Annotated in this window: 19 protein-coding genes; 13 read left to right on the top strand and 6 right to left on the bottom strand. The window is 56.3% G+C overall.

The window, feature by feature from the left end:
• Positions 1–22: 22 nt before the first annotated feature.
• The gene (locus tag ACB496_RS07030) at positions 23–835 is read right to left on the bottom strand and encodes a Cof-type HAD-IIB family hydrolase (protein ID WP_371974739.1); all 813 of its coding nucleotides are present in this window, start codon (positions 833–835) and stop codon (positions 23–25) included.
• On the bottom strand, positions 825–2039 hold the full coding sequence (locus ACB496_RS07035) for an MFS transporter (protein ID WP_371974740.1): 1215 nt from the start codon (positions 2037–2039) through the stop codon (positions 825–827). The genes ACB496_RS07030 and ACB496_RS07035 overlap by 11 nt, the downstream gene beginning before the upstream one ends.
• A gap of 80 nt (positions 2040–2119) precedes the next feature.
• On the opposite strand from ACB496_RS07035, the gene ACB496_RS07040 reads away from it, so the two are divergent.
• Positions 2120–2662 carry a TetR/AcrR family transcriptional regulator gene (locus ACB496_RS07040; RefSeq protein WP_100777056.1) on the top strand — a complete coding sequence of 181 codons (543 nt, stop codon included), beginning with the start codon at positions 2120–2122 and terminating at the stop codon, positions 2660–2662.
• A gap of 2 nt (positions 2663–2664) precedes the next feature.
• Here ACB496_RS07040 and ACB496_RS07045 read toward each other — a convergent pair whose 3' ends face one another.
• Together ACB496_RS07045 and ACB496_RS07050 are read right to left on the bottom strand one after the other, a co-directional pair.
• Positions 2665–3462, bottom strand: a complete 798-nt coding sequence (locus ACB496_RS07045) for an SDR family NAD(P)-dependent oxidoreductase (protein ID WP_371974741.1) — start codon at positions 3460–3462, stop codon at positions 2665–2667.
• Positions 3463–3808: 346 nt separating this feature from the next.
• Entirely contained in the window at positions 3809–5494 is a 1686-nt protein-coding gene (locus ACB496_RS07050) for an aspartate:alanine antiporter (protein ID WP_100777054.1), read from the bottom strand.
• A gap of 277 nt (positions 5495–5771) precedes the next feature.
• On the opposite strand from ACB496_RS07050, the gene ACB496_RS07055 reads away from it, so the two are divergent.
• The gene (locus ACB496_RS07055) at positions 5772–6143 is read left to right on the top strand and encodes an inner membrane protein YbjM (protein ID WP_107703957.1); all 372 of its coding nucleotides are present in this window, start codon (positions 5772–5774) and stop codon (positions 6141–6143) included.
• Positions 6144–6172: 29 nt separating this feature from the next.
• Here the strand turns inward: ACB496_RS07055 and ACB496_RS07060 are convergent, their stop codons facing one another.
• Positions 6173–6442, bottom strand: a complete 270-nt coding sequence (locus tag ACB496_RS07060) for a GrxA family glutaredoxin (RefSeq protein WP_095281388.1) — start codon at positions 6440–6442, stop codon at positions 6173–6175.
• A gap of 187 nt (positions 6443–6629) precedes the next feature.
• Between ACB496_RS07060 and nfsA the strand changes: the two genes are divergently transcribed.
• The 11 genes from nfsA to ACB496_RS07115 all read left to right on the top strand — a co-directional run bounded on the left by nfsA (position 6630) and on the right by ACB496_RS07115 (position 17362).
• Positions 6630–7352: a nitroreductase NfsA gene (gene nfsA, locus ACB496_RS07065; RefSeq protein WP_371974742.1), complete on the top strand. Its 723-nt coding sequence runs from the start codon at positions 6630–6632 to the stop codon at positions 7350–7352.
• 70 nt (positions 7353–7422) lie between these two features.
• Positions 7423–8325 (top strand): 30S ribosomal protein S6--L-glutamate ligase, encoded by a 903-nt coding sequence (gene rimK, locus ACB496_RS07070; RefSeq protein ID WP_100777051.1) that lies wholly within the window; start codon positions 7423–7425, stop codon positions 8323–8325.
• Positions 8326–8380: 55 nt separating this feature from the next.
• On the top strand, positions 8381–8857 hold the full coding sequence (locus ACB496_RS07075; RefSeq protein ID WP_100777050.1) for a YbjN domain-containing protein: 477 nt from the start codon (positions 8381–8383) through the stop codon (positions 8855–8857).
• 357 nt (positions 8858–9214) lie between these two features.
• Positions 9215–10327 carry a spermidine/putrescine ABC transporter substrate-binding protein PotF gene (gene potF / locus ACB496_RS07080; RefSeq protein WP_100777049.1) on the top strand — a complete coding sequence of 371 codons (1113 nt, stop codon included), beginning with the start codon at positions 9215–9217 and terminating at the stop codon, positions 10325–10327.
• Positions 10328–10424: 97 nt separating this feature from the next.
• Complete coding sequence (gene potG / locus ACB496_RS07085; RefSeq protein WP_100777048.1) at positions 10425–11558, top strand: putrescine ABC transporter ATP-binding subunit PotG; 1134 nt, start codon at positions 10425–10427, stop codon at positions 11556–11558.
• A 9-nt stretch (positions 11559–11567) separates the two neighbouring features.
• Complete coding sequence (gene potH / locus ACB496_RS07090; RefSeq protein ID WP_194513546.1) at positions 11568–12521, top strand: putrescine ABC transporter permease PotH; 954 nt, start codon at positions 11568–11570, stop codon at positions 12519–12521.
• Positions 12518–13363 carry a putrescine ABC transporter permease PotI gene (gene potI, locus ACB496_RS07095; RefSeq protein WP_371974743.1) on the top strand — a complete coding sequence of 282 codons (846 nt, stop codon included), beginning with the start codon at positions 12518–12520 and terminating at the stop codon, positions 13361–13363. The genes potH and potI overlap by 4 nt, the downstream gene beginning before the upstream one ends.
• A gap of 42 nt (positions 13364–13405) precedes the next feature.
• On the top strand, positions 13406–13903 hold the full coding sequence (locus ACB496_RS07100) for a YbjO family protein (protein ID WP_228483451.1): 498 nt from the start codon (positions 13406–13408) through the stop codon (positions 13901–13903).
• A 40-nt stretch (positions 13904–13943) separates the two neighbouring features.
• The gene (gene rlmC, locus ACB496_RS07105) at positions 13944–15071 is read left to right on the top strand and encodes a 23S rRNA (uracil(747)-C(5))-methyltransferase RlmC (protein ID WP_371974744.1); all 1128 of its coding nucleotides are present in this window, start codon (positions 13944–13946) and stop codon (positions 15069–15071) included.
• A gap of 127 nt (positions 15072–15198) precedes the next feature.
• Entirely contained in the window at positions 15199–15906 is a 708-nt protein-coding gene (locus tag ACB496_RS07110) for a response regulator transcription factor (protein ID WP_371974745.1), read from the top strand.
• Complete coding sequence (locus tag ACB496_RS07115; protein WP_371974746.1) at positions 15890–17362, top strand: sensor histidine kinase; 1473 nt, start codon at positions 15890–15892, stop codon at positions 17360–17362. The genes ACB496_RS07110 and ACB496_RS07115 overlap by 17 nt, the downstream gene beginning before the upstream one ends.
• 46 nt (positions 17363–17408) lie before the next feature.
• Here the strand turns inward: ACB496_RS07115 and artJ are convergent, their stop codons facing one another.
• Positions 17409–18140: an arginine ABC transporter substrate-binding protein ArtJ gene (artJ, locus tag ACB496_RS07120; RefSeq protein WP_100777041.1), complete on the bottom strand. Its 732-nt coding sequence runs from the start codon at positions 18138–18140 to the stop codon at positions 17409–17411.
• Positions 18141–18194: the final 54 nt, after the last annotated feature.

Genomic DNA, 18194 nt, shown 5'->3' on the forward strand with positions numbered 1-18194 from the left:
CGCTTACCGGGCAATTCACGCGCTAGTTAAACGGCGCTTCCCCGTTCAACGCTTTTTCGATCACATCCAGCACGCCTTCGTCGTTATTGTGCGGCGCCTCGAAACGCGCCACGGCTTTGATATGCGGTTTGGCGTTTGCCATCGCAAAGCTGAAGCCCGCCTGACGCAGCATCTCAACGTCATTCCCGCTGTCGCCAAACGCTACCACTTCGCTATCGTCGATACCCCAGTGCCGCTGCAAAATCCGCAGCCCGTTCGCCTTGTGCACGCCTGGAATAATCAGATCGATATTGCCATGGCCGGTGGTCACCGGAACCATAATGTCGCTCAGTTCCTGATGGATCATCGCCTGCACGCGCGGGATTTCGCTGTCCGGCAGATTCAGCCCAAATTTGAAGAAGATGTCGTCAAGATGGTCAAAGTTATCAACCATTTCCAGGCGATGGTAATACTTCGCCGCCATCTCTTTGAGGCTGTCGTCGTAAGATTTCAGGGTATAGGCGCTGGTCTTACCGCAGGCGATCACTTCCACTTCCGGCAGAGAGCAGAGGAAACGCGCCACGGTGGCGAACTGGTTTTTGGTGAGTTCACCGTTAAATACATCTTCACGAGCGTTCACCACCCAGCCGCCGTTTTCGGCGACAAAAGCGATCTCATCGGCAATCTCCGGGAAAAAGGAGATGAGCTGGTAATACTGATTCCCGCTGGCAACCACAAAGCGAATATCTTGCGCCTTCATGCGCGCATACTGCGCCAGAAAGCGCTCGCGGTTATAGGTTTTGGCGTCGCTCAGGAAGGTTCCATCCATGTCGACGGCGATTAACTTAACGCTCATATCCCTTCTCCATTGCTGAATCTTGTGTTGTAGGTTTTGCCACGGCTTTTGCGACCAGCGCAGCGACAATGACCAGGGCTAATACCACCAGCATGGCGCTGCGTAACCCGTAATGTTCGCCGAGGAACCCGAGCAGCGGCGGGCCGACCAGGAAGGCGAGATAGCCGGTGGTGGCAACCACGCTGACGCGCGTCGGGGCGTCCGGGCCGGTATCGCTGGCCGCCGAAATGGTGAGCGGGAACCCGAGTGACGCACCGGCGCCCCACAGAATGACCGAAATACCGGCGATCCAGTCCACGTCGACAAAAATAATCAGCGCGATACCGAGCGCGCCCATCATCGCGCTGGCGCGCACCACGGCTACGCGGCTGTAACGATCGATAAACCAGCCGCCGGTAAAGCGCCCGACGGTCATCCCGAGGGTAAACCCGGCGTAAATCAATGAACCGGAAGTAGGGCTAAAACCGTGGCCGTCGACCATCAGCAGCGGCAGCCAGTCGTTCGCGGAGCCTTCGGCAAACGCCATCGCCAGCACCACTACGCCAATCAGCATCAGCTGCATATCGCGATAAAAAGGTAACCCTTTCTCGGTCGACTTTTGATCTTCCGCGCTGTTTTTGCCCGTGCCGTCAGGAATGAAGGTAATGCCCGTCAAAATCGGCAAAATACAGATCAGCGCCGCCAGTAAAATGTGCAGGCTCGCGGCGGTACCAAAAGCGGTCAACGCCATGCCCACACCGGCACCGGCCAGCGTGCCGAGGCTGTAGAAGCCGTGCATCATCGGCAGCACGGTTTTATTCAGCTCGCGCTCGACGGCGGCGCCTTCGACGTTAATCGCCACTTCTGCTGCGCCAAAGCTGCCACCAAAGACCATCAGACCAAAGGCAAACATTACCGGCGACGCAAACCACAGGGCGGTGCTGAGGATCAGCATGCCGACTACCGCGCTGCACATGGTGGTACGAATCACTTTACGCGTACCAAAGCGCTTCACCAGCCATGCCGAGCAGAGAATACCGCTCATCGAACCGATCGACAGACCAAACAGCACGATGCCCATTTCTGCCGTCGAGACCGACAGAATGTCGCGGATCGCGGGGGTGCGCGTCGCCCAGGACGCCATCAGCAATCCGGGGATGAAAAAGAACATAAACAGTGCCCACAGGCGGCGCTGCAGGGCTTTACGGGGAGAGATCAACGTCATTGAGGAGCACCAGAAGTACAACAATAGCGACAACACTAGCAAGTTTGTGTACATTTGTACACAAACCGAAAGGGGAAAAGATGAGCAGACGACCAAACGATCCGCAGCGTCGGGAGCGGATCCTTCAGGCCACCCTGGAGTCCATTGCAGAGCATGGCATCAATGCCGTGACGCACCGTAAAATCGCCAGCTGCGCGGGCGTGCCGCTGGGGTCGATGACCTACTATTTCGACGGGATAGACTCGCTGCTCGAAGAGGCGTTCACCGGCTTTACCCAGCAAATGTCGCTGCAATACCGCGAATTTTTTGCCGGTGTTACCGGTCCAGAAATGGCCTGCGAAGCGATCACCACGCTGATCCACAGCTCAGAAGTGACCACGCCGCACAATATGGAGCTGATGTACCAGCTGTATGCGCTGATGAGCCGTAAACCAGCGCTTAAAAAAGTGATGCAGGACTGGATGCAAACTAGCCAGAGTACGCTGGAGCAGTGGTTTGACCCGGTGACGACGCGTGCGCTCGATGCGTTTATCGAGGGCATGACCCTGCATTTTGTAACGGACCGGGAGCCGCTGTCACGCGAAGAGATCAGGGCGATGGTGAGGCGCATCGCAGGATTTTAGCATTAGCCGAGGGTCGCACCCGCCGTCACGTTGACCATCGTCGCGGTCATCGCTCGGGCATGTTCAGAGGCCAAAAATGCAATCACACCGGCCACCTGCGGCAGGGTTGGCAGCCGCTTGAGCATTGTGCTTTGCGCGGCACCTTCCATAAACTGCTCGACCGTTACTCCCATCGACTGCGCTTTTATCGCGAATAACTCTCCTGTGTAAGAACCCGCCTGAACCGCGCCGCTGATGGCATGAGAGCGTACGCCCGTAACGCGGATGTTCTTCGGACCCAGTTCGCTGGCGAGCGCATTGACGAACGCCTCAATGCCCGCGCAGCCGACGATATGCCCAAGATGACCGGGTATCGCCATCGGGCCTGCCGGTGCGACAACGGTGATTATTACGCCCTCGCGATCGCCACCCATATAGGGGACGACGGCCTTTGATATAGTGAAAAGGGCGGTGAGAAACGGATCAAATCCCTGCCTGAACTCTGCCAGGGATAACTCTGCGAGGTGTTTGCCTTGCTCGTGCATGAACCCTGTTGCGTTAACGACCACATCAATGCCGCCAGTCTGCTGAGCCATTTTTGCGGTTTGCTCAAGAACAGAACGTTCGTCGAGGACGTCGATGACACGTGATTCAGCGATTCCACCGGCAGAACGGATGTCGTTAGCCACGCGCTCCAGCTTATCCCGATTCCGGGCGACGAGAAATACATGCGCTCCCTCTCGCGCCAGTACTCGCGCGGTTTCGCTACCTATCGCGCCGCTTGCGCCGAAAATGACAACGGTTTTGGTTTTCATCAGCATGGCCTTTTTTCAATTAAAGAGGCAGGGATAGTTCAAAGTATGGTTGCAAATGGGGTAGGGGCAAGCGGACGAAACAGGAACCTGGTACTGCTTATATCATGGGGTAATGGTGCTAGTGCGACGGTGATATTGATGGAGCAGGAAAGTAGGGTGACGCAGCGGGTTTGACATGGCTGTGAATGTCAGGCAACAAAAAACCCATCAACCTTGAACCAAAATGGCGGGGTTGATGGGCTCCACAAAATGGGGGACATCAAAGAAAAGCAGTGGCAATAGTTATGACTGCCTCATATACAAAAAGTTCTGCGCATCGCGAAAATAATTCGGGGATGCGCAAACTTCAGAGTTATCCGAGCGCGGGCCAGATAATGATAATCAGCGTACCGGCAAGCGTCAGCAGGACGTTGGCGATGGCGTACGTGCCTGCGTAGCCCAGCGCCGGGATGTTGCTGCGGGCGGTGTCGCTGATGATTTCCATCGCCGGTGCACAGGTGCGCGCGCCCATCATGGCGCCAAACAGCATTGCGCGGTTCATGCGCAGCACGTATGCGCCGAACAGGAAGCAGATTACCACCGGCAGCAGGCTGACGATCAACCCGGCGACCAGCATCTGCCAGCCGACGGCACCCAGACTGTGTCCGATGCCGCTGCCTGCGCTCAAACCCACGCCCGCCATAAAGACCATCAGGCCAAACTCTTTCACCATGTTCAGCGCGCCCTGCGGGATATAGCCGAAGGTCGGGTGGTTGGCTCGCAGGAAGCCGAGCATGATCCCGGCGAACAACAGACCCGCAGCGTTACCCACGCCGAAGCTAAAGTTGCTGAACTGGAAGGTGATCATCCCAATCATCAGGCCGACAATAAAGAAGGCGCAGAAGGCGAGCAGGTCGGTAACCTGGCTGTGAATGGAGATAAAGCCGATGCGGTCGGCAACGGTTTTCACGCGGCGCGCGTCGCCACTGACCTGAAGAACGTCGCCTTTGTTCAGCACGACGTTATCGTCAATGGGCATCTCAATCTGGCTGCGGATGACCCGGTTCAGGAAGCAGCCGTGATCCGTCAGCTTTAGCTGTGCCAGACGACGTCCGACGGCGTTATGATTTTTCACCACAATCTCTTCCGTGACGATACGCATGTCGAGCAGGTCGCGGTCGAACACCTCTTTACCGTTACGGAAACTCGGGTCGAGGCGCGCGTGCGCGTCCGGATAGCCGACCAGGGCGATATCATCCCCCATCTGCAGCACTGCATCACCGTCCGGGTTAGCCAGAATACCGTTGCGGCGAATACGTTCGATATAGCAGCCCGTCTGGCGGTAGATACCCAGCTCGCGCAGGTTTTTGCCGTCGGCCCAGGCAACCAGCTCCGGCCCGACGCGATAGGCGCGAATGACGGGCAGATAGACTTTACGTTTGGTGTCGGTGTCCAGGCCGCGCTCGCGCGCAATCTGCTGGGCGCTGGTCTGGAGATCCTGATGCTGCAGTTTAGGCAGGTAACGCGCAGCGACGATAAGGCTCACCAGCCCAATCAGATAGGTCAGGGCGTAGCCGAGACTCAGGTGGTCGAGCGCTAGCGAAAGCTGACCGCTCTCCATACCCGAGTGGCGCAACGTATCACCCGCACCGACCAGCACCGGCGTCGAAGTCATCGAACCGGCCAGCATCCCGGCGGTTAAGCCGATATCCCAGCCAAACAGTTTACCCAGCCCTAACGCTATCACCAGGGCGCTGCCGACCATCACCAGCGCCAGCATCAGATAATTTTTGCCGTCGCGGAAAAAAATTGAAAAAAAGTTCGGCCCTGCTTCCACGCCAACACAAAAAATAAACAGCATAAAACCGAGATTAAGCGCATCTGTGTTAATGCTGAAATGCTGCTGGCCTAATAATAATGAGACCACTAAAACGCCAATGGAATTACCAAGTTGAACTGAACCCAGGCGTAATTTACCCAGACACAGTCCCAGTGCCAGTACAACAAATAATAACAGGATGTAATTCCCATTTAACAAATCTGCGACGTTTATATTCACGGAGGCTAACTTCTTGTTTACCGTTAAGCTGTTGAAAGGATGGGGGATTTAGGCTACTGTTTTATCCCATGTGAGTGAAGGGATTCTCCCTTTCGCCCATACAGAATATATCCCACAGAACAATAACTGGCCGATAGTCTAATCGTATTAGATATCCAGGGCCAGAAAAGATCGCGTAACAATCTATGAGCTTTGGCAAGGAATGCCACATTGCATTATCTGACTGGGCGTCCTCTGGACGAATGTGTATTCGATAGTGATGGAGTCAGGAGGATTTTTGAACATCAAGCGGAACTGGACAGGTGTCGTCTGCTGTTTTCTACTGTTTATCGCCGTATGCCTTTCTTTAGCCTTCCATGTGAAGGGGGCATTCAGGGCATCAGGCCATCCTGAACTGGGTTTACTCTTTTTCATTTTGCCAGGCGTGGTGGCGAGTTTTCTCTCGCGCGGGGGAGAAGTGGTCAAACCGCTGATTGGCGCGATGCTCGCGGCACCGTTATGTCTGGTGGTGATGCGTCTCGTTTTTGTCTCGCCGCGCTCGTTATGGCAAGAGCTGGCGTGGCTGTTGAGCGGGATTTTCTGGTGTGCGTTAGGCGCGCTCTGTTTTATGTTTGTACGCAGCCTGGTGCATCGCTGGCGACACAAATAAAAACGCCCTCCTGAGAGGGCGTTATCGCGTTACTGGGCTGCAAACAGTCCCAGATTTTCTTTCGCGTAGGCTTCGAAATCGGTGAAGCCGCCAATGTGCGTCTGATCGAGGAAAATCTGCGGAACAGTTTCAACAGGTTTACCCACGGTTTTTTCCAGATCGGCTTTGCTGATGCCTTCCGCGTGGATATCCACGTAACGGAAGTTAAAATCATCGCGCTCGGCGGTCAGTTTTTCTGCCAGTTCTTTAGCGCGGACGCAGTAAGGGCATCCCGGACGTCCAAAAATCACTGCAAACATATCTCTCTCCTCAAAACGTAAGCCCGACGGCGAATGGCGCTTAGTGTGCCCGATAACCCTTGCTCATGGAAAGCAGGTTTTACCTGTCGCTTTAATACTTACAGACTATGTTTTGCCAATTACATCACACTTTTCTTTGCCTATACTGGCTGTCAAACCGCGTTCAGACAGACAAAAGAGAGACCTAATGACGCCGACTATTGATACCATTCGCGCCCACCGTTCCATCCGCCATTTTACCGATCGGCCAATCAGCGACGCCGAGCGTGAGGCGATTGTGGACAGCGCGAGAGCCACTTCCAGTTCCAGCTTTTTGCAGTGCACATCGATTATTCGTATCACCGACCCTGCAATGCGTGAAAAGCTGGTGACACTCACCGGCGGTCAACCGCACGTGGCGCAGGCCGCCGAGTTTTGGGTGTTTTGTGCCGACTTCAACCGCCATCTGCAAATCTGCCCGGACGCCCAATTGGGCCTGGCGGAACAGCTGCTGCTTGGCGTCGTGGACACGGCGATGATGGCGCAAAATGCGCTGACGGCGGCGGAATCCCTGGGTTTAGGCGGCGTGTACATCGGCGGCCTGCGTAACAATATCAACGAGGTGACCGAACTGCTGGCGTTGCCAAAACACGTTTTACCGCTATTTGGCCTGTGCCTCGGCTGGCCGGCAGATAACCCGGATCTCAAGCCGCGTATGCCAGCGGCGATGCTTGTGCACGAAAATCACTACCAGCCGGTGGATGCGCAGGTTCTCGCCCAGTATGACGAAGAGCTCGCCAGCTACTATCTGTCGCGCGGAAGCAATAATCGCCGCGATACCTGGAGCGATCACATCCGTCGCACCATCATTAAAGAAAACCGTCCGTTTATTCTCGACTATTTGCATAAACAGGGCTGGGCTGTGCGTTAAGTCCATTCATCCTGTGCCAGCCTGCGTGTATGATACGCAGGCTTTTATCGAGTCTTTAGAGAGGTGCAGGGTGAAAATTGCCATTTTGTCCCGGGATGGAACGCTCTATTCGTGTAAACGTCTGCTTGAGGCAGCTAATAAGCGTGGCCATCTGGTTGAGATCCTCGACCCGCTGTCGTGCTATATGAACATCAGCCCGGCGGCGTCCTCGATACATTACAAAGGCCGTCATCTGCCGCACTTCGATGCGGTGATCCCTCGCATCGGCTCGCAAATTACCTTCTACGGCACCGCCGCGCTGCGCCAGTTCGAAATGCTCGGCAGCTATCCGCTGAATGAATCTGTCGCCATTACCCGCGCGCGTGACAAGCTCCGCTCCCTGCAACTGCTCGCCCGTCAGGGGATCGATCTGCCTGTCACCGGCATTGCCCATTCGCCAGACGACACCAGCGATCTGATCGACATGGTCGGCGGCGCGCCGCTGGTGGTGAAACTGGTGGAAGGCACACAGGGTATCGGCGTGGTGCTGGCCGAAACGCGCCAGGCTGCCGAGAGCGTGATCGACGCCTTTCGCGGTCTCAACGCCCATATTCTGGTGCAGGAATATATTGAAGAGGCGAAAGGGCGCGATATTCGTTGCCTGGTGGTCGGCGACGAAGTGGTGGCTGCCATTGAACGTCAGGCGAAAGACGGTGATTTTCGCTCGAATCTGCACCGGGGTGGCGTGGCGCGGATCGCTGACATCAGCGATCGCGAACGCGAGATTGCCATCAAAGCGGCGCAAACCCTGGGGCTGGATATTGCAGGGGTCGATATTCTGCGCGCTCATCGCGGGCCGCTGGTGATGGAAGTCAATGCGTCACCCGGCCTTGAAGGCATCGAAAAAACCACCGGAATAGATATCGCCGGTAAAATGATCTCCTGGATCGAACGCCACGCCACGCCGGGCTTTTGCCTGAAAACGGGTGGTTAGGGCTGCATTTTTTGCGTAATCTAAGCGAAGTTTTTATCTAAGAGGCTGCACTGCTATGGATTTACAGGTCGTTCCAACACTGGATACGTTACGTCAATGGCTCGACGATGCAGGCATCACCTATTTTGAGTGTGATTCCTGTCAGGCGTTGCACCTGCCACATATGCAAAATTTCGACGGCGTGTTTGATGCCAAAATCGATCTGATTAACGACGTTGTGCTTTTCTCGGCGCTGGCGGAGGTCAAGCCCTCGGCATTACTGGCGTTGGCGTCTGATTTGTCGGCCATTAATGCCGGTTCTTTGACGGTGAAAGCATTTCTCGACATACAGGATGATAATCTGCCAAAGCTGGTGGTTTGCCAGTCTTTATTCGCCGGGGCAGGGGTGTCGTTTAAGCAGTTTGCCTGGTTTATGCGCCAGAGCGAAGAGCAGATTTCCATGGTCATGCTGGAAGCCAGCGCGCACCATTTACTCTTTACCACGGAAGAGGAAATGGAGAATAACGATTCACGCGAATCGTTCCTGCACTAAGCCTTTCCGACCTGCACGCAGTCGCTGCCATGGCGGCTGCGCATCACAAAATTTTCCTCTGCCTGTAACCTTTCTTTAAAGAATTATTCACCTCATCGCAGGCCATTTCGGCTTATCACATAGACAGATCCTGCATAAAAAATTGATAAAAGGCGTTTTTTAATCTGGGCTATAGCCTGGGGCACGGGCTACAGTTATTCTTGCGGAGCTTAAAAAAGCGAGCAAAAACTGCCAAAAGATTTTTTCTTTTGCGTCAGGCAGAGCGACAAAGTATGCATGATTCTTGCATATCACCAATTGCATGGTTGTAGTTCGTTTGTTAACAACAGTTAACGAGCTTTCATAAGGAATAACGATATGATCGCCTTGAATAAAAAATGGTTATCGGGTCTGGTTGCGGGTGCTCTGATGGCTGTCTCTGCCGGCACGCTCGCTGCGGAACAAAAAACGCTGCATGTCTATAACTGGTCTGATTATATCGCGCCGGACACGGTTGCGAATTTCGAAAAAGAGACCGGGATTAAAGTGGTTTACGACGTCTTCGACTCTAACGAAGTGCTGGAAGGCAAACTGATGGCAGGCAGCACTGGCTTCGACCTGGTCGTGCCGTCAGCCAGCTTCCTTGAGCGTCAGCTCACCGCGGGCGTGTTCCAGCCGCTGGACAAAAGCAAACTGCCAAACTGGAAAAACCTCGATCCTGAGCTGCTGAAGCTTATCGCCAAACATGACCCGGAAAACAAATTCGCCATGCCGTACATGTGGGCAACCACCGGCATTGGCTATAACGTCGACAAAGTGAAAAAAGCGCTGGGTGCAGATGCGCCGGTGAACAGCTGGGATCTGGTGCTGAAACCAGAAAACCTCGAAAAACTGAAAAGCTGCGGCGTCTCCTTCCTTGATGCGCCTGAAGAGGTGTTCGCCACCGTGCTGAACTACCTCGGCAAAGATCCGAACAGCACCAAAGCCGATGACTACACCGGCCCGGCGACGGATCTGCTGCTGAAGCTGCGTCCAAACATTCGTTACTTCCACTCCTCCCAGTACATTAACGATCTCGCCAACGGTGACATCTGCGTGGCGATTGGCTGGGCGGGGGACGTCTGGCAGGCGGCGAATCGCGCGAAAGAAGCCAAAAACGGCGTGAACATCTCCTATTCGATTCCGAAAGAGGGGGCGATGGCCTTCTTCGACGTCTTCGCGATGCCTGCGGATGCGAAAAACAAAGACGAAGCCTATCAGTTCCTTAACTATCTGCTGCGTCCGGACGTGATTGCGCATATCTCCGACCACGTCTTCTACGCCAACGCCAACAAAGAAGCGACACCGCTGGTGAGCGCGGAAGTGCGTGATAATCCGGGGATTTACCCACCGGCTGACGTGCGCGCCAAAATGTTCACTCTGAAAGTGCAGGATCCGAAAATCGACCGCGTGCGTACCCGCGCGTGGACGAAGGTGAAAAGCGGTAAATAACAGCGGTTATGCAGGCCGGGCACGCGTTGCGCTGCCCGGCAAAACGCACCGTTCGGGTGCGTTTGCACTATTTTAGATTTCTGCCGGAGAGCACCCCGTGAATGAAACCATCCCCCGCCCGCAGGCGAAAACCCGTAAAGCGCTGACTCCGCTCCTCGAAGTCCGTAATCTGACCAAATCGTTCGACGGCCAGCACGCCGTGGACGACGTCAGTCTGACGATTTATAAAGGCGAAATTTTTGCGCTGCTTGGCGCATCAGGCTGCGGGAAATCCACGCTGCTGCGCATGCTGGCCGGATTTGAACAACCGACGTCCGGACAAATTATGCTGGATGGTGTCGACCTCTCCCGCGTTCCTCCCTATGAACGCCCGATCAATATGATGTTCCAGTCCTACGCGCTGTTTCCCCACATGACGGTGGAGCAGAACATTGCCTTTGGCCTCAAGCAGGACAAGCTGCCGAAAGCGGAAATCGCCGCACGCGTGGCGGAAATGCTGAGCCTGGTGCACATGCAGGAGTTTGCGAAACGTAAGCCGCATCAGCTTTCCGGCGGCCAGCGTCAGCGCGTGGCGCTGGCGAGAAGCCTGGCAAAACGCCCGAAACTGCTGCTCCTCGACGAACCGATGGGGGCGCTTGATAAAAAACTGCGCGACCGCATGCAGCTCGAAGTGGTGGATATCCTTGAGCGCGTCGGCGCGACCTGCGTGATGGTCACACACGATCAGGAAGAGGCGATGACCATGGCCGGGCGTATCGCGATCATGAATCGCGGTAAGTTCGTGCAAATCGGCGAGCCGGAAGAGATTTATGAGCATCCGACCACCCGCTACAGCGCCGAGTTTATTGGCTCGGTCAACGTCTTCGAAGGGCTGCTGAAGGATCGTCAGGAGGACGGTCTGGTGATTGATTCGCCGGGGCTGGTGCATCCGCTCAAAGTCGATCCGGACGCGTCGATTGTCGACAACGTCCCGGTCTACGTGGCCCTGCGCCCGGAAAAAATCATGCTTTGCGAAGAGCCGCCTGCGGATGGCTATAACTTTGCCGTCGGCGAAGTGGTTCATATTGCCTATCTGGGCGATCTCTCGATCTATCACGTGCGCCTCAAAAGCGGGCAGATGATCAGCGCCCAGTTGCAGAATGAACACCGCTACCGTAAGGGGCTGCCGACCTGGGGCGACGAAGTGCGCCTGTGCTGGGATGCGGACAGCTGCGTCGTGCTGACGGTATAAGGAGTGGCCATGAATACACTTGAACCACCGGCCCGCGTGCAAAAAACGGGCGGTTTCGCGCAGTGGCTGACGCGCATGCAGATGGCGCATGGCCGTAAGCTGGTCATTGCCATGCCGTACGTATGGCTGATCCTGCTGTTCCTGCTGCCGTTTTTGATCGTCTTTAAAATCAGCCTCGCAGAGATGGCGCGCGCGATCCCGCCGTACACCAATCTGATGGAGTGGGCCGACGGCCAGCTGTCGATCACCCTTAATCTCGGGAATTTCCTTCAGCTCACAGACGATCCGCTCTATTTTGAAGCTTATCTGCAGTCGCTGCAGGTGGCGGCGATCTCGACAATATGCTGTCTGGCGATGGGCTATCCGCTCGCCTGGGCGGTAGCGCACAGCAAACCCTCGACGCGGAACATTCTGCTGCTGCTGGTGATTTTGCCGTCGTGGACATCGTTCCTGATCCGCGTGTATGCCTGGATGGGCATTCTGAAAAACAACGGGGTGCTGAATAATGTCCTGATGTGGCTCGGCGTTATCGATCAGCCGCTGACGATTTTGCACACCAATCTGGCGGTCTATATCGGGATTGTGTACGCCTATCTGCCGTTTATGGTGCTGCCGATTTACACGGCGCTGACGCGGATTGACTACTCGCTGGTGGAAGCTTCGCTGGATCTCGGCGCACGTCCTCTGAAAACCTTCTTCCAGGTGATTGTGCCGCTGACCAAAGGCGGGATTATTGCGGGGTCTATGCTGGTCTTTATCCCGGCGGTGGGCGAGTTCGTGATCCCGGAACTGCTCGGCGGCCCGGACAGCATCATGATTGGCCGCGTGCTGTGGCAGGAGTTCTTCAATAACCGCGACTGGCCGGTGGCGTCGGCGGTGGCGATTGTGATGTTGCTTCTGCTGATCGTGCCGATCATGTGGTTCCACAAACATCAGCAAAAACAGATGGGAGATCACGGATGAACAACTTACCGGTGGTGCGCTCCCCGTGGCGAATTGTGATTCTGGTGCTCGGCTTTACCTTCCTCTACGCGCCGATGCTGATGCTGGTCATCTACTCGTTTAACAGCTCCAAACTGGTGACGGTCTGGGCGGGCTGGTCGACGCGCTGGTACGGGGAACTGTTCCGCGATGACGCGATGATGAGCGCGGTGGGGCTGAGTCTGACCATCGCCGCCTGTGCGGCGACCATGGCGTCGATTCTCGGCACGATTGCAGCGATGGTGATGGTGCGTTTTGGTCGCTTCCGTGGCTCGAACGGCTTTGCCTTTATGATCACCGCGCCGCTGGTCATGCCTGATGTGATTACCGGTCTGTCGCTGCTGCTGCTGTTTGTCGCGCTGGCGCACGCCATCGGCTGGCCGGCTGATCGCGGCATGCTGACGATCTGGCTGGCGCATGTGACTTTCTGTACCTCCTATGTGGCTGTGGTGATTTCGTCGCGCCTGCGCGAACTGGATCACTCCATCGAAGAGGCGGCGATGGATCTCGGTGCAACGCCGCTGAAGGTCTTCTTCATCATTACGCTTCCGATGATCATGCCTGCGGTGATTTCCGGCTGGCTGCTGGCGTTTACCCTGTCTCTGGACGATCTGGTGATCGCCAGCTTCGTCTCCGGGCCTGGGGCGACCACGCTGCCGATGCTGGTCTTCTCCAGCGTGCGGATGGGCGTTAACCCGGAGATCAACGCCCTGGCGTCGATCATCCTCGGTGTGGTGGGTATTGTCGGTTTTATCGCCTGGTATCTGATGGCGCGGGCGGAAAAACAGCGTGTGCGTGATATCCAGCGTGCAAGACGCGGCTGAAGCATTTAAAATTCTCAATGAAGTGCCGCGCCTGTCGCGGCACTGTTTTTCAGGGAAGTAAAAACATTGGGACTGTTTACCAAATCACGACATTCGCATGCGCGCCTCAATGTACCTGCACTGGTGCAGGTAGCTGCGCTCGCCATTATTCTGATTCGCTGCCTGGATTTGCTGATGGTGTTTAACATGCTCGGCGTGCGGGGCGTGGTCGAGTTTATCCATCGCAGCGTACAGACATGGAATCTGACGCTGGTCTTTTTCGCAAGCCTGGTGCTGGTGTTCGTCGAGATTTACTGCGCCTTTTCCCTGGCGAAAGGGCGTAACTGGGCGCGCTGGGTCTACCTGCTGACTCAGGTGATCGCCACGGGGTATCTGTGGGCCGCCTCGATTGGATACGGCTACCCTGAGCTGTTCAGTATTGCCGGGGAGTCGAAACGGGAAATTTTCCGTTCACTGGTGATGCAGAAATTGCCTGATCTGTTGGTACTGTTCCTGCTGTTTGTCCCGGCATCCAGCCGACGGTTCTTCCGCTTGCAATAATGTGTATAATCGCTGCCCTCGCGAACAATGAGGTTTTCCTATGCAGTGCGCACTTTATGACGCCGGTCGCTGCCGCTCCTGTCAGTGGATAGAACAGCCGGTTTCCCAGCAACTTACCGCCAAAATGGCCGATCTCCAGCAGCTGCTTGTTGAACATCCGGTCGCGGAGTGGTGCGCGCCCGTTAGTGGACCGGAGCAGGGCTTTCGCAATAAAGCCAAAATGGTGGTCAGCGGTAGCGTCGAAAGGCCGCTGCTCGGCATGCTGCATCGCGACGGCACGCCAGAAGATCTCACGGATTGTCCGCTCTATCCCGCCTCCTTTGAGCCGGTGTTTGCCGCGCTGAAACCCTTTATCGCCCGCGCCGGTCTGACGCCTTACAACGTTGCCCGCCAGCGCGGGGAGCTGAAATATCTCCTGCTGACGGAAAGCCAGCTCGACGGCGGGATGATGCTGCGCTTTGTGCTGCGCTCTGAAACCAAGCTTGAACAACTGCGCGCAGCGCTCCCCTGGCTGCAACAGCAGCTGCCGCAGCTGAAGCTGATTACCGCGAACATTCAGCCGGTGCATATGGCGATCATGGAAGGGGAGAAAGAGATCTTCTTCACTGAACAGCAGGCGCTGGCCGAGAATTTCAACGGCGTGCCGTTGTGGATCCGCCCGCACAGTTTCTTCCAGACCAACCCGGTGGTTGCCAGCCGACTGTACGCCACGGCGCGTGACTGGGTGCAGGCGTTAAATATCGATCACATGTGGGATCTCTTCTGCGGGGTCGGCGGATTTGGCCTGCACTGCGCGACACCGAACATGAAATTGACCGGGATCGAGATCTCCGCCGAGGCGATTGCCTGCGCGAAGCAGTCTGCCGCCGAGCTGGGCTTAACGGATCTCCATTTCCAGGCGCTGGACTCCACGCAGTTCGCCACGGGGCAGGGCAGCGTCCCGGACCTGGTGCTGGTGAACCCTCCGCGTCGCGGCATCGGTAAAGCTCTCTGCGAATACCTGAGCCAGATGGCGCCAAAAACCCTTATCTACTCCAGCTGCAATGCGCAGACCATGGCCAAAGATATCGCGATGATGTCGGGGTATCGCGTCGAGCGGGTACAGCTTTTCGATATGTTCCCACATACGGCGCACTATGAAGTGTTGACGCTGCTGACTCGCAGATAAAAAAGATAAGTCGGGTCAGCGCAGCGCCGCCCGACACCCTCCCGTACAATCTTCAACAAAATGTGAACTCTTCCATGCCCTAAAATCAGGTAAGCTTGAACTATTCACGATGAAGTAAGGCTTACCGATGAAGCACATCCTGCTGGTGGAAGACGACAGCGATATCGCGTCACTGCTGCGATTAAACCTCGAAGACGAAGGCTATGCGATCACGCACGAAGCGGACGGCGCGCGGGCATTGCAGTTGCTCGACCGCACCCACTGGGACGCGGTGATCCTCGATCTGATGCTCCCGAACGTGGACGGCCTGGAGATCTGCCGCCGCATCCGTCAGCTTACCCGCTATCTGCCGATTATCATCATCAGCGCCCGCAGCAGTGAAACCGACCGCATCACCGGGCTTGAAACCGGCGCCGACGATTACCTGGCCAAACCCTTCTCCGTCCAGGAGCTGATTGCCCGTATCAAAGCCCTGTTTCGCCGTCATCAGGCGATGGGGCAGGCGCAGACCAGCGGCACGATTGTCGCGCACGGGCTGACGCTTGATCCGCTCGCGCGCAGCGTGCGTCTGCACGGCAAAGAGGTGGATCTCACGCCGCGCGAATTCGAGTTGCTCTGGTTTTTTGCCCGTCACCCCGGCGAGGTCTTTTCCCGGCTGGCGCTGCTGGAACAGGTCTGGGGGTATCAGCACGAAGGCTACGAGCACACCGTTAACACCCACATTAACCGCCTGCGGATCAAAATCGAAAAAGATGCCGCCGAGCCGGAAATTATTCGCACCGTCTGGGGCAAAGGGTACAAATTTGCGGAATTGAACCATGATGCGACGTCTTAGCCTCAGTCAGCGGCTGACGCTGCTGTTTATCCTGCTGCTGATCCTCTGTGCCACCGTGGCCTGCGTGGTGCAGCTCTACGCCAGCAAACAGTACGGTAACGCCATGGTGCAGCGTCTTTCCAGCAGTCTGGCGCAGCAGATCCTTCAGCGCGAGCCGGTGCTGGACGCCGAAGGGGGCGTTGACCGCAGCCGCCTGAAACCGCTGTTTGATCGGCTGATGACCTATAATCCCAGCGTTGAACTGTACGTGATCTCACCCGATGGCGATCTGCTGGCCGACGCCGCACCGCCGGGCCATATTAAGCGGCAAAAAATCGCCATCGCGCCGCTGCAAACCTTTCTCAGTGGCACCAGCTGGCCGGTGTACGGTGACGATCCACGCAGCCTGGATAAACAGAAAGTGTTTAGCGTAACGCCGCTGCGCCAGGACGGGGAGCTGCGCGGCTATCTGTATATTATCCTGCAGGGCGAGGAGTTTAACGCTCTGGCGGATATGGCGTGGCACAAGACGCTCTGGAGCACGGTAATGTGGTCTCTGCTGCTGGTGGCTGGCTTTGCCCTGCTGGCGGGCGGACTGGTCTGGTACTGGGTCACGCGGCCGGTAAAAAGGCTGACGGCGGAAGTGTCCGGACTGGAGCAGGACAGTATCAGCGCCATTAAACAGCTGGCAGCGCAAACGCCGGTGCCAGGCTCGGCGGATGAAGTGACGCAGCTGCGCAATACGTTTATCGAGCTGGCGCGCCAGATCACCGCGCAGTGGGACCGGCTGGCCGACAGCGACCGGCAGCGCCGGGAATTTATCGCCAATATCTCTCACGATTTACGCACGCCGCTGACGTCGTTACTGGGCTATCTGGAAACCCTGTCGCTGAAATCCGCCACCCTGAGCGCCGCGCAGCATCAGCAGTATCTGGCGACGGCGCTCAGACAGGGGCAAAAAGTGCGTCATCTCTCGCAGCAGCTGTTTGAGCTGGCCCGGCTGGAGCACGGCGGCATCAAGCCGCAGCGCGAGCGTTTTGCGATGGCGGAACTGATCTCTGACGTGGCACAAAAATTCGAACTGACCGCCCAGACGCGCCAGCTTCAGCTGCATATCGACGTGCCGGGGCCGCTGCCGCTGGTGTTTGCCGATGTGTCGATGATCGAGCGGGTAGTGACGAATCTGCTGGATAACGCCGTGCGTCATACGCCGTCGGGCGGCGATATCCGGCTCTCCGTGTGGCAGGAGAATGAACAGCTGCAGGTAGAAGTGACCGACAGCGGGCCGGGCATTGAGGCGTCGTTGCGCGAAGAATTGTTCCAGCGCCCCTCGGCATTGAGCCAGCAGGCGTCGCGGGAGAATCGCGGTGGGTTAGGGCTGTTAATCGTGAAAAAGATGCTGGAGCTACATGGGGGCGGGATCATTCTGCTGGATTCTGAACCGGGGGCGACATTCCGCTTTTTTGTGCCGCTTTAAGAAAAACCGGGCGGCGTAACCGCCACCCGGCAATATCATTTTAAAATTACTGCGGGAACCACTGGTCGCTAATTTTCTGGTAAGTCCCGTCAGTTTTAATCGCTTTCAGCGCGCCGTTCAGTTTTTCCAGCAGGGCTTTGTTATCCGGGCGTACAGCGATACCCAGACCGGTGCCGAAATACTGCGGATCGGTCACTTTCTCGGTCGCGGTACCCAGCTGTGGATTGGTTTTCAGCCACTCGTTCACCACCGCCGTATCGCCAAAGACCCCGTCAATACGGCCATTTTTCAGGTCGATGATCGCGTTCTGGTAGCTGTCATAGGCCACGGTTTTCACTTCCGGATGCTTATCCTGCAGGTATTTCTGGTGCGTGGTGCCGTTTTCCATCCCGATGCGTTTGCCTTTCAGCTGATCAAAAGAGGTGTAAGCCCCTTTCTTCGCAATCACCACCGCGGAGTTGGCGTAGTACGGGTCGGTAAAGGAGACCTGCTTGCTACGCTCTGGCGTGATGTCCATACCGGAAATCACCGCGTCATATTTTTTGAATTTCAGAGACGGGATCAGGCTGTCGAACGCGTGATTAGTGAATGTGCAGTCGGCCTGCATCTGTTTGCACAGCGCTTTAGCGAGGTCGATATCAAAACCCACGATCTGGTTGCTGGCATCCAGCGATTCGAACGGCGGATAGGTCGCCGAAACGCCGAAATTGATTTTATCTGCAGCCGATGCGCCTGCGGCGAATGTTGCCAGTAATGCAGCCAGAACTAACTTTTTCATTTTAATGCTCCCGTCTGTCAATCTTGTCATTATGCGCCGTGTCTGCGGCATGGA

Origin of the sequence: Lelliottia nimipressuralis, assembly GCF_041464075.1 — a bacterium.
GTDB lineage: Bacteria > Pseudomonadota > Gammaproteobacteria > Enterobacterales > Enterobacteriaceae > Enterobacter > Enterobacter nimipressuralis.

What these genes read in the sequence shown, in the direction of transcription:
- ACB496_RS07030 (WP_371974739.1), bottom strand. Translation starts at nt 835, where the DNA reads ATGAGCGTTAAGTTAATCGCCGTCGACATGGATGGAACCTTCCTGAGC.
- ACB496_RS07035 (WP_371974740.1), bottom strand. Translation starts at nt 2,039, where the DNA reads ATGACGTTGATCTCTCCCCGTAAAGCCCTGCAGCGCCGCCTGTGGGCA.
- ACB496_RS07040 (WP_100777056.1), top strand. Translation starts at nt 2,120, where the DNA reads ATGAGCAGACGACCAAACGATCCGCAGCGTCGGGAGCGGATCCTTCAG.
- ACB496_RS07045 (WP_371974741.1), bottom strand. Translation starts at nt 3,462, where the DNA reads ATGCTGATGAAAACCAAAACCGTTGTCATTTTCGGCGCAAGCGGCGCG.
- ACB496_RS07060 (WP_095281388.1), bottom strand. Translation starts at nt 6,442, where the DNA reads ATGTTTGCAGTGATTTTTGGACGTCCGGGATGCCCTTACTGCGTCCGC.
- nfsA (WP_371974742.1), top strand. Translation starts at nt 6,630, where the DNA reads ATGACGCCGACTATTGATACCATTCGCGCCCACCGTTCCATCCGCCAT.
- ACB496_RS07075 (WP_100777050.1), top strand. Translation starts at nt 8,381, where the DNA reads ATGGATTTACAGGTCGTTCCAACACTGGATACGTTACGTCAATGGCTC.
- potF (WP_100777049.1), top strand. Translation starts at nt 9,215, where the DNA reads ATGATCGCCTTGAATAAAAAATGGTTATCGGGTCTGGTTGCGGGTGCT.
- potH (WP_194513546.1), top strand. Translation starts at nt 11,568, where the DNA reads ATGAATACACTTGAACCACCGGCCCGCGTGCAAAAAACGGGCGGTTTC.
- potI (WP_371974743.1), top strand. Translation starts at nt 12,518, where the DNA reads ATGAACAACTTACCGGTGGTGCGCTCCCCGTGGCGAATTGTGATTCTG.
- rlmC (WP_371974744.1), top strand. Translation starts at nt 13,944, where the DNA reads ATGCAGTGCGCACTTTATGACGCCGGTCGCTGCCGCTCCTGTCAGTGG.
- ACB496_RS07110 (WP_371974745.1), top strand. Translation starts at nt 15,199, where the DNA reads ATGAAGCACATCCTGCTGGTGGAAGACGACAGCGATATCGCGTCACTG.
- ACB496_RS07115 (WP_371974746.1), top strand. Translation starts at nt 15,890, where the DNA reads ATGATGCGACGTCTTAGCCTCAGTCAGCGGCTGACGCTGCTGTTTATC.
- artJ (WP_100777041.1), bottom strand. Translation starts at nt 18,140, where the DNA reads ATGAAAAAGTTAGTTCTGGCTGCATTACTGGCAACATTCGCCGCAGGC.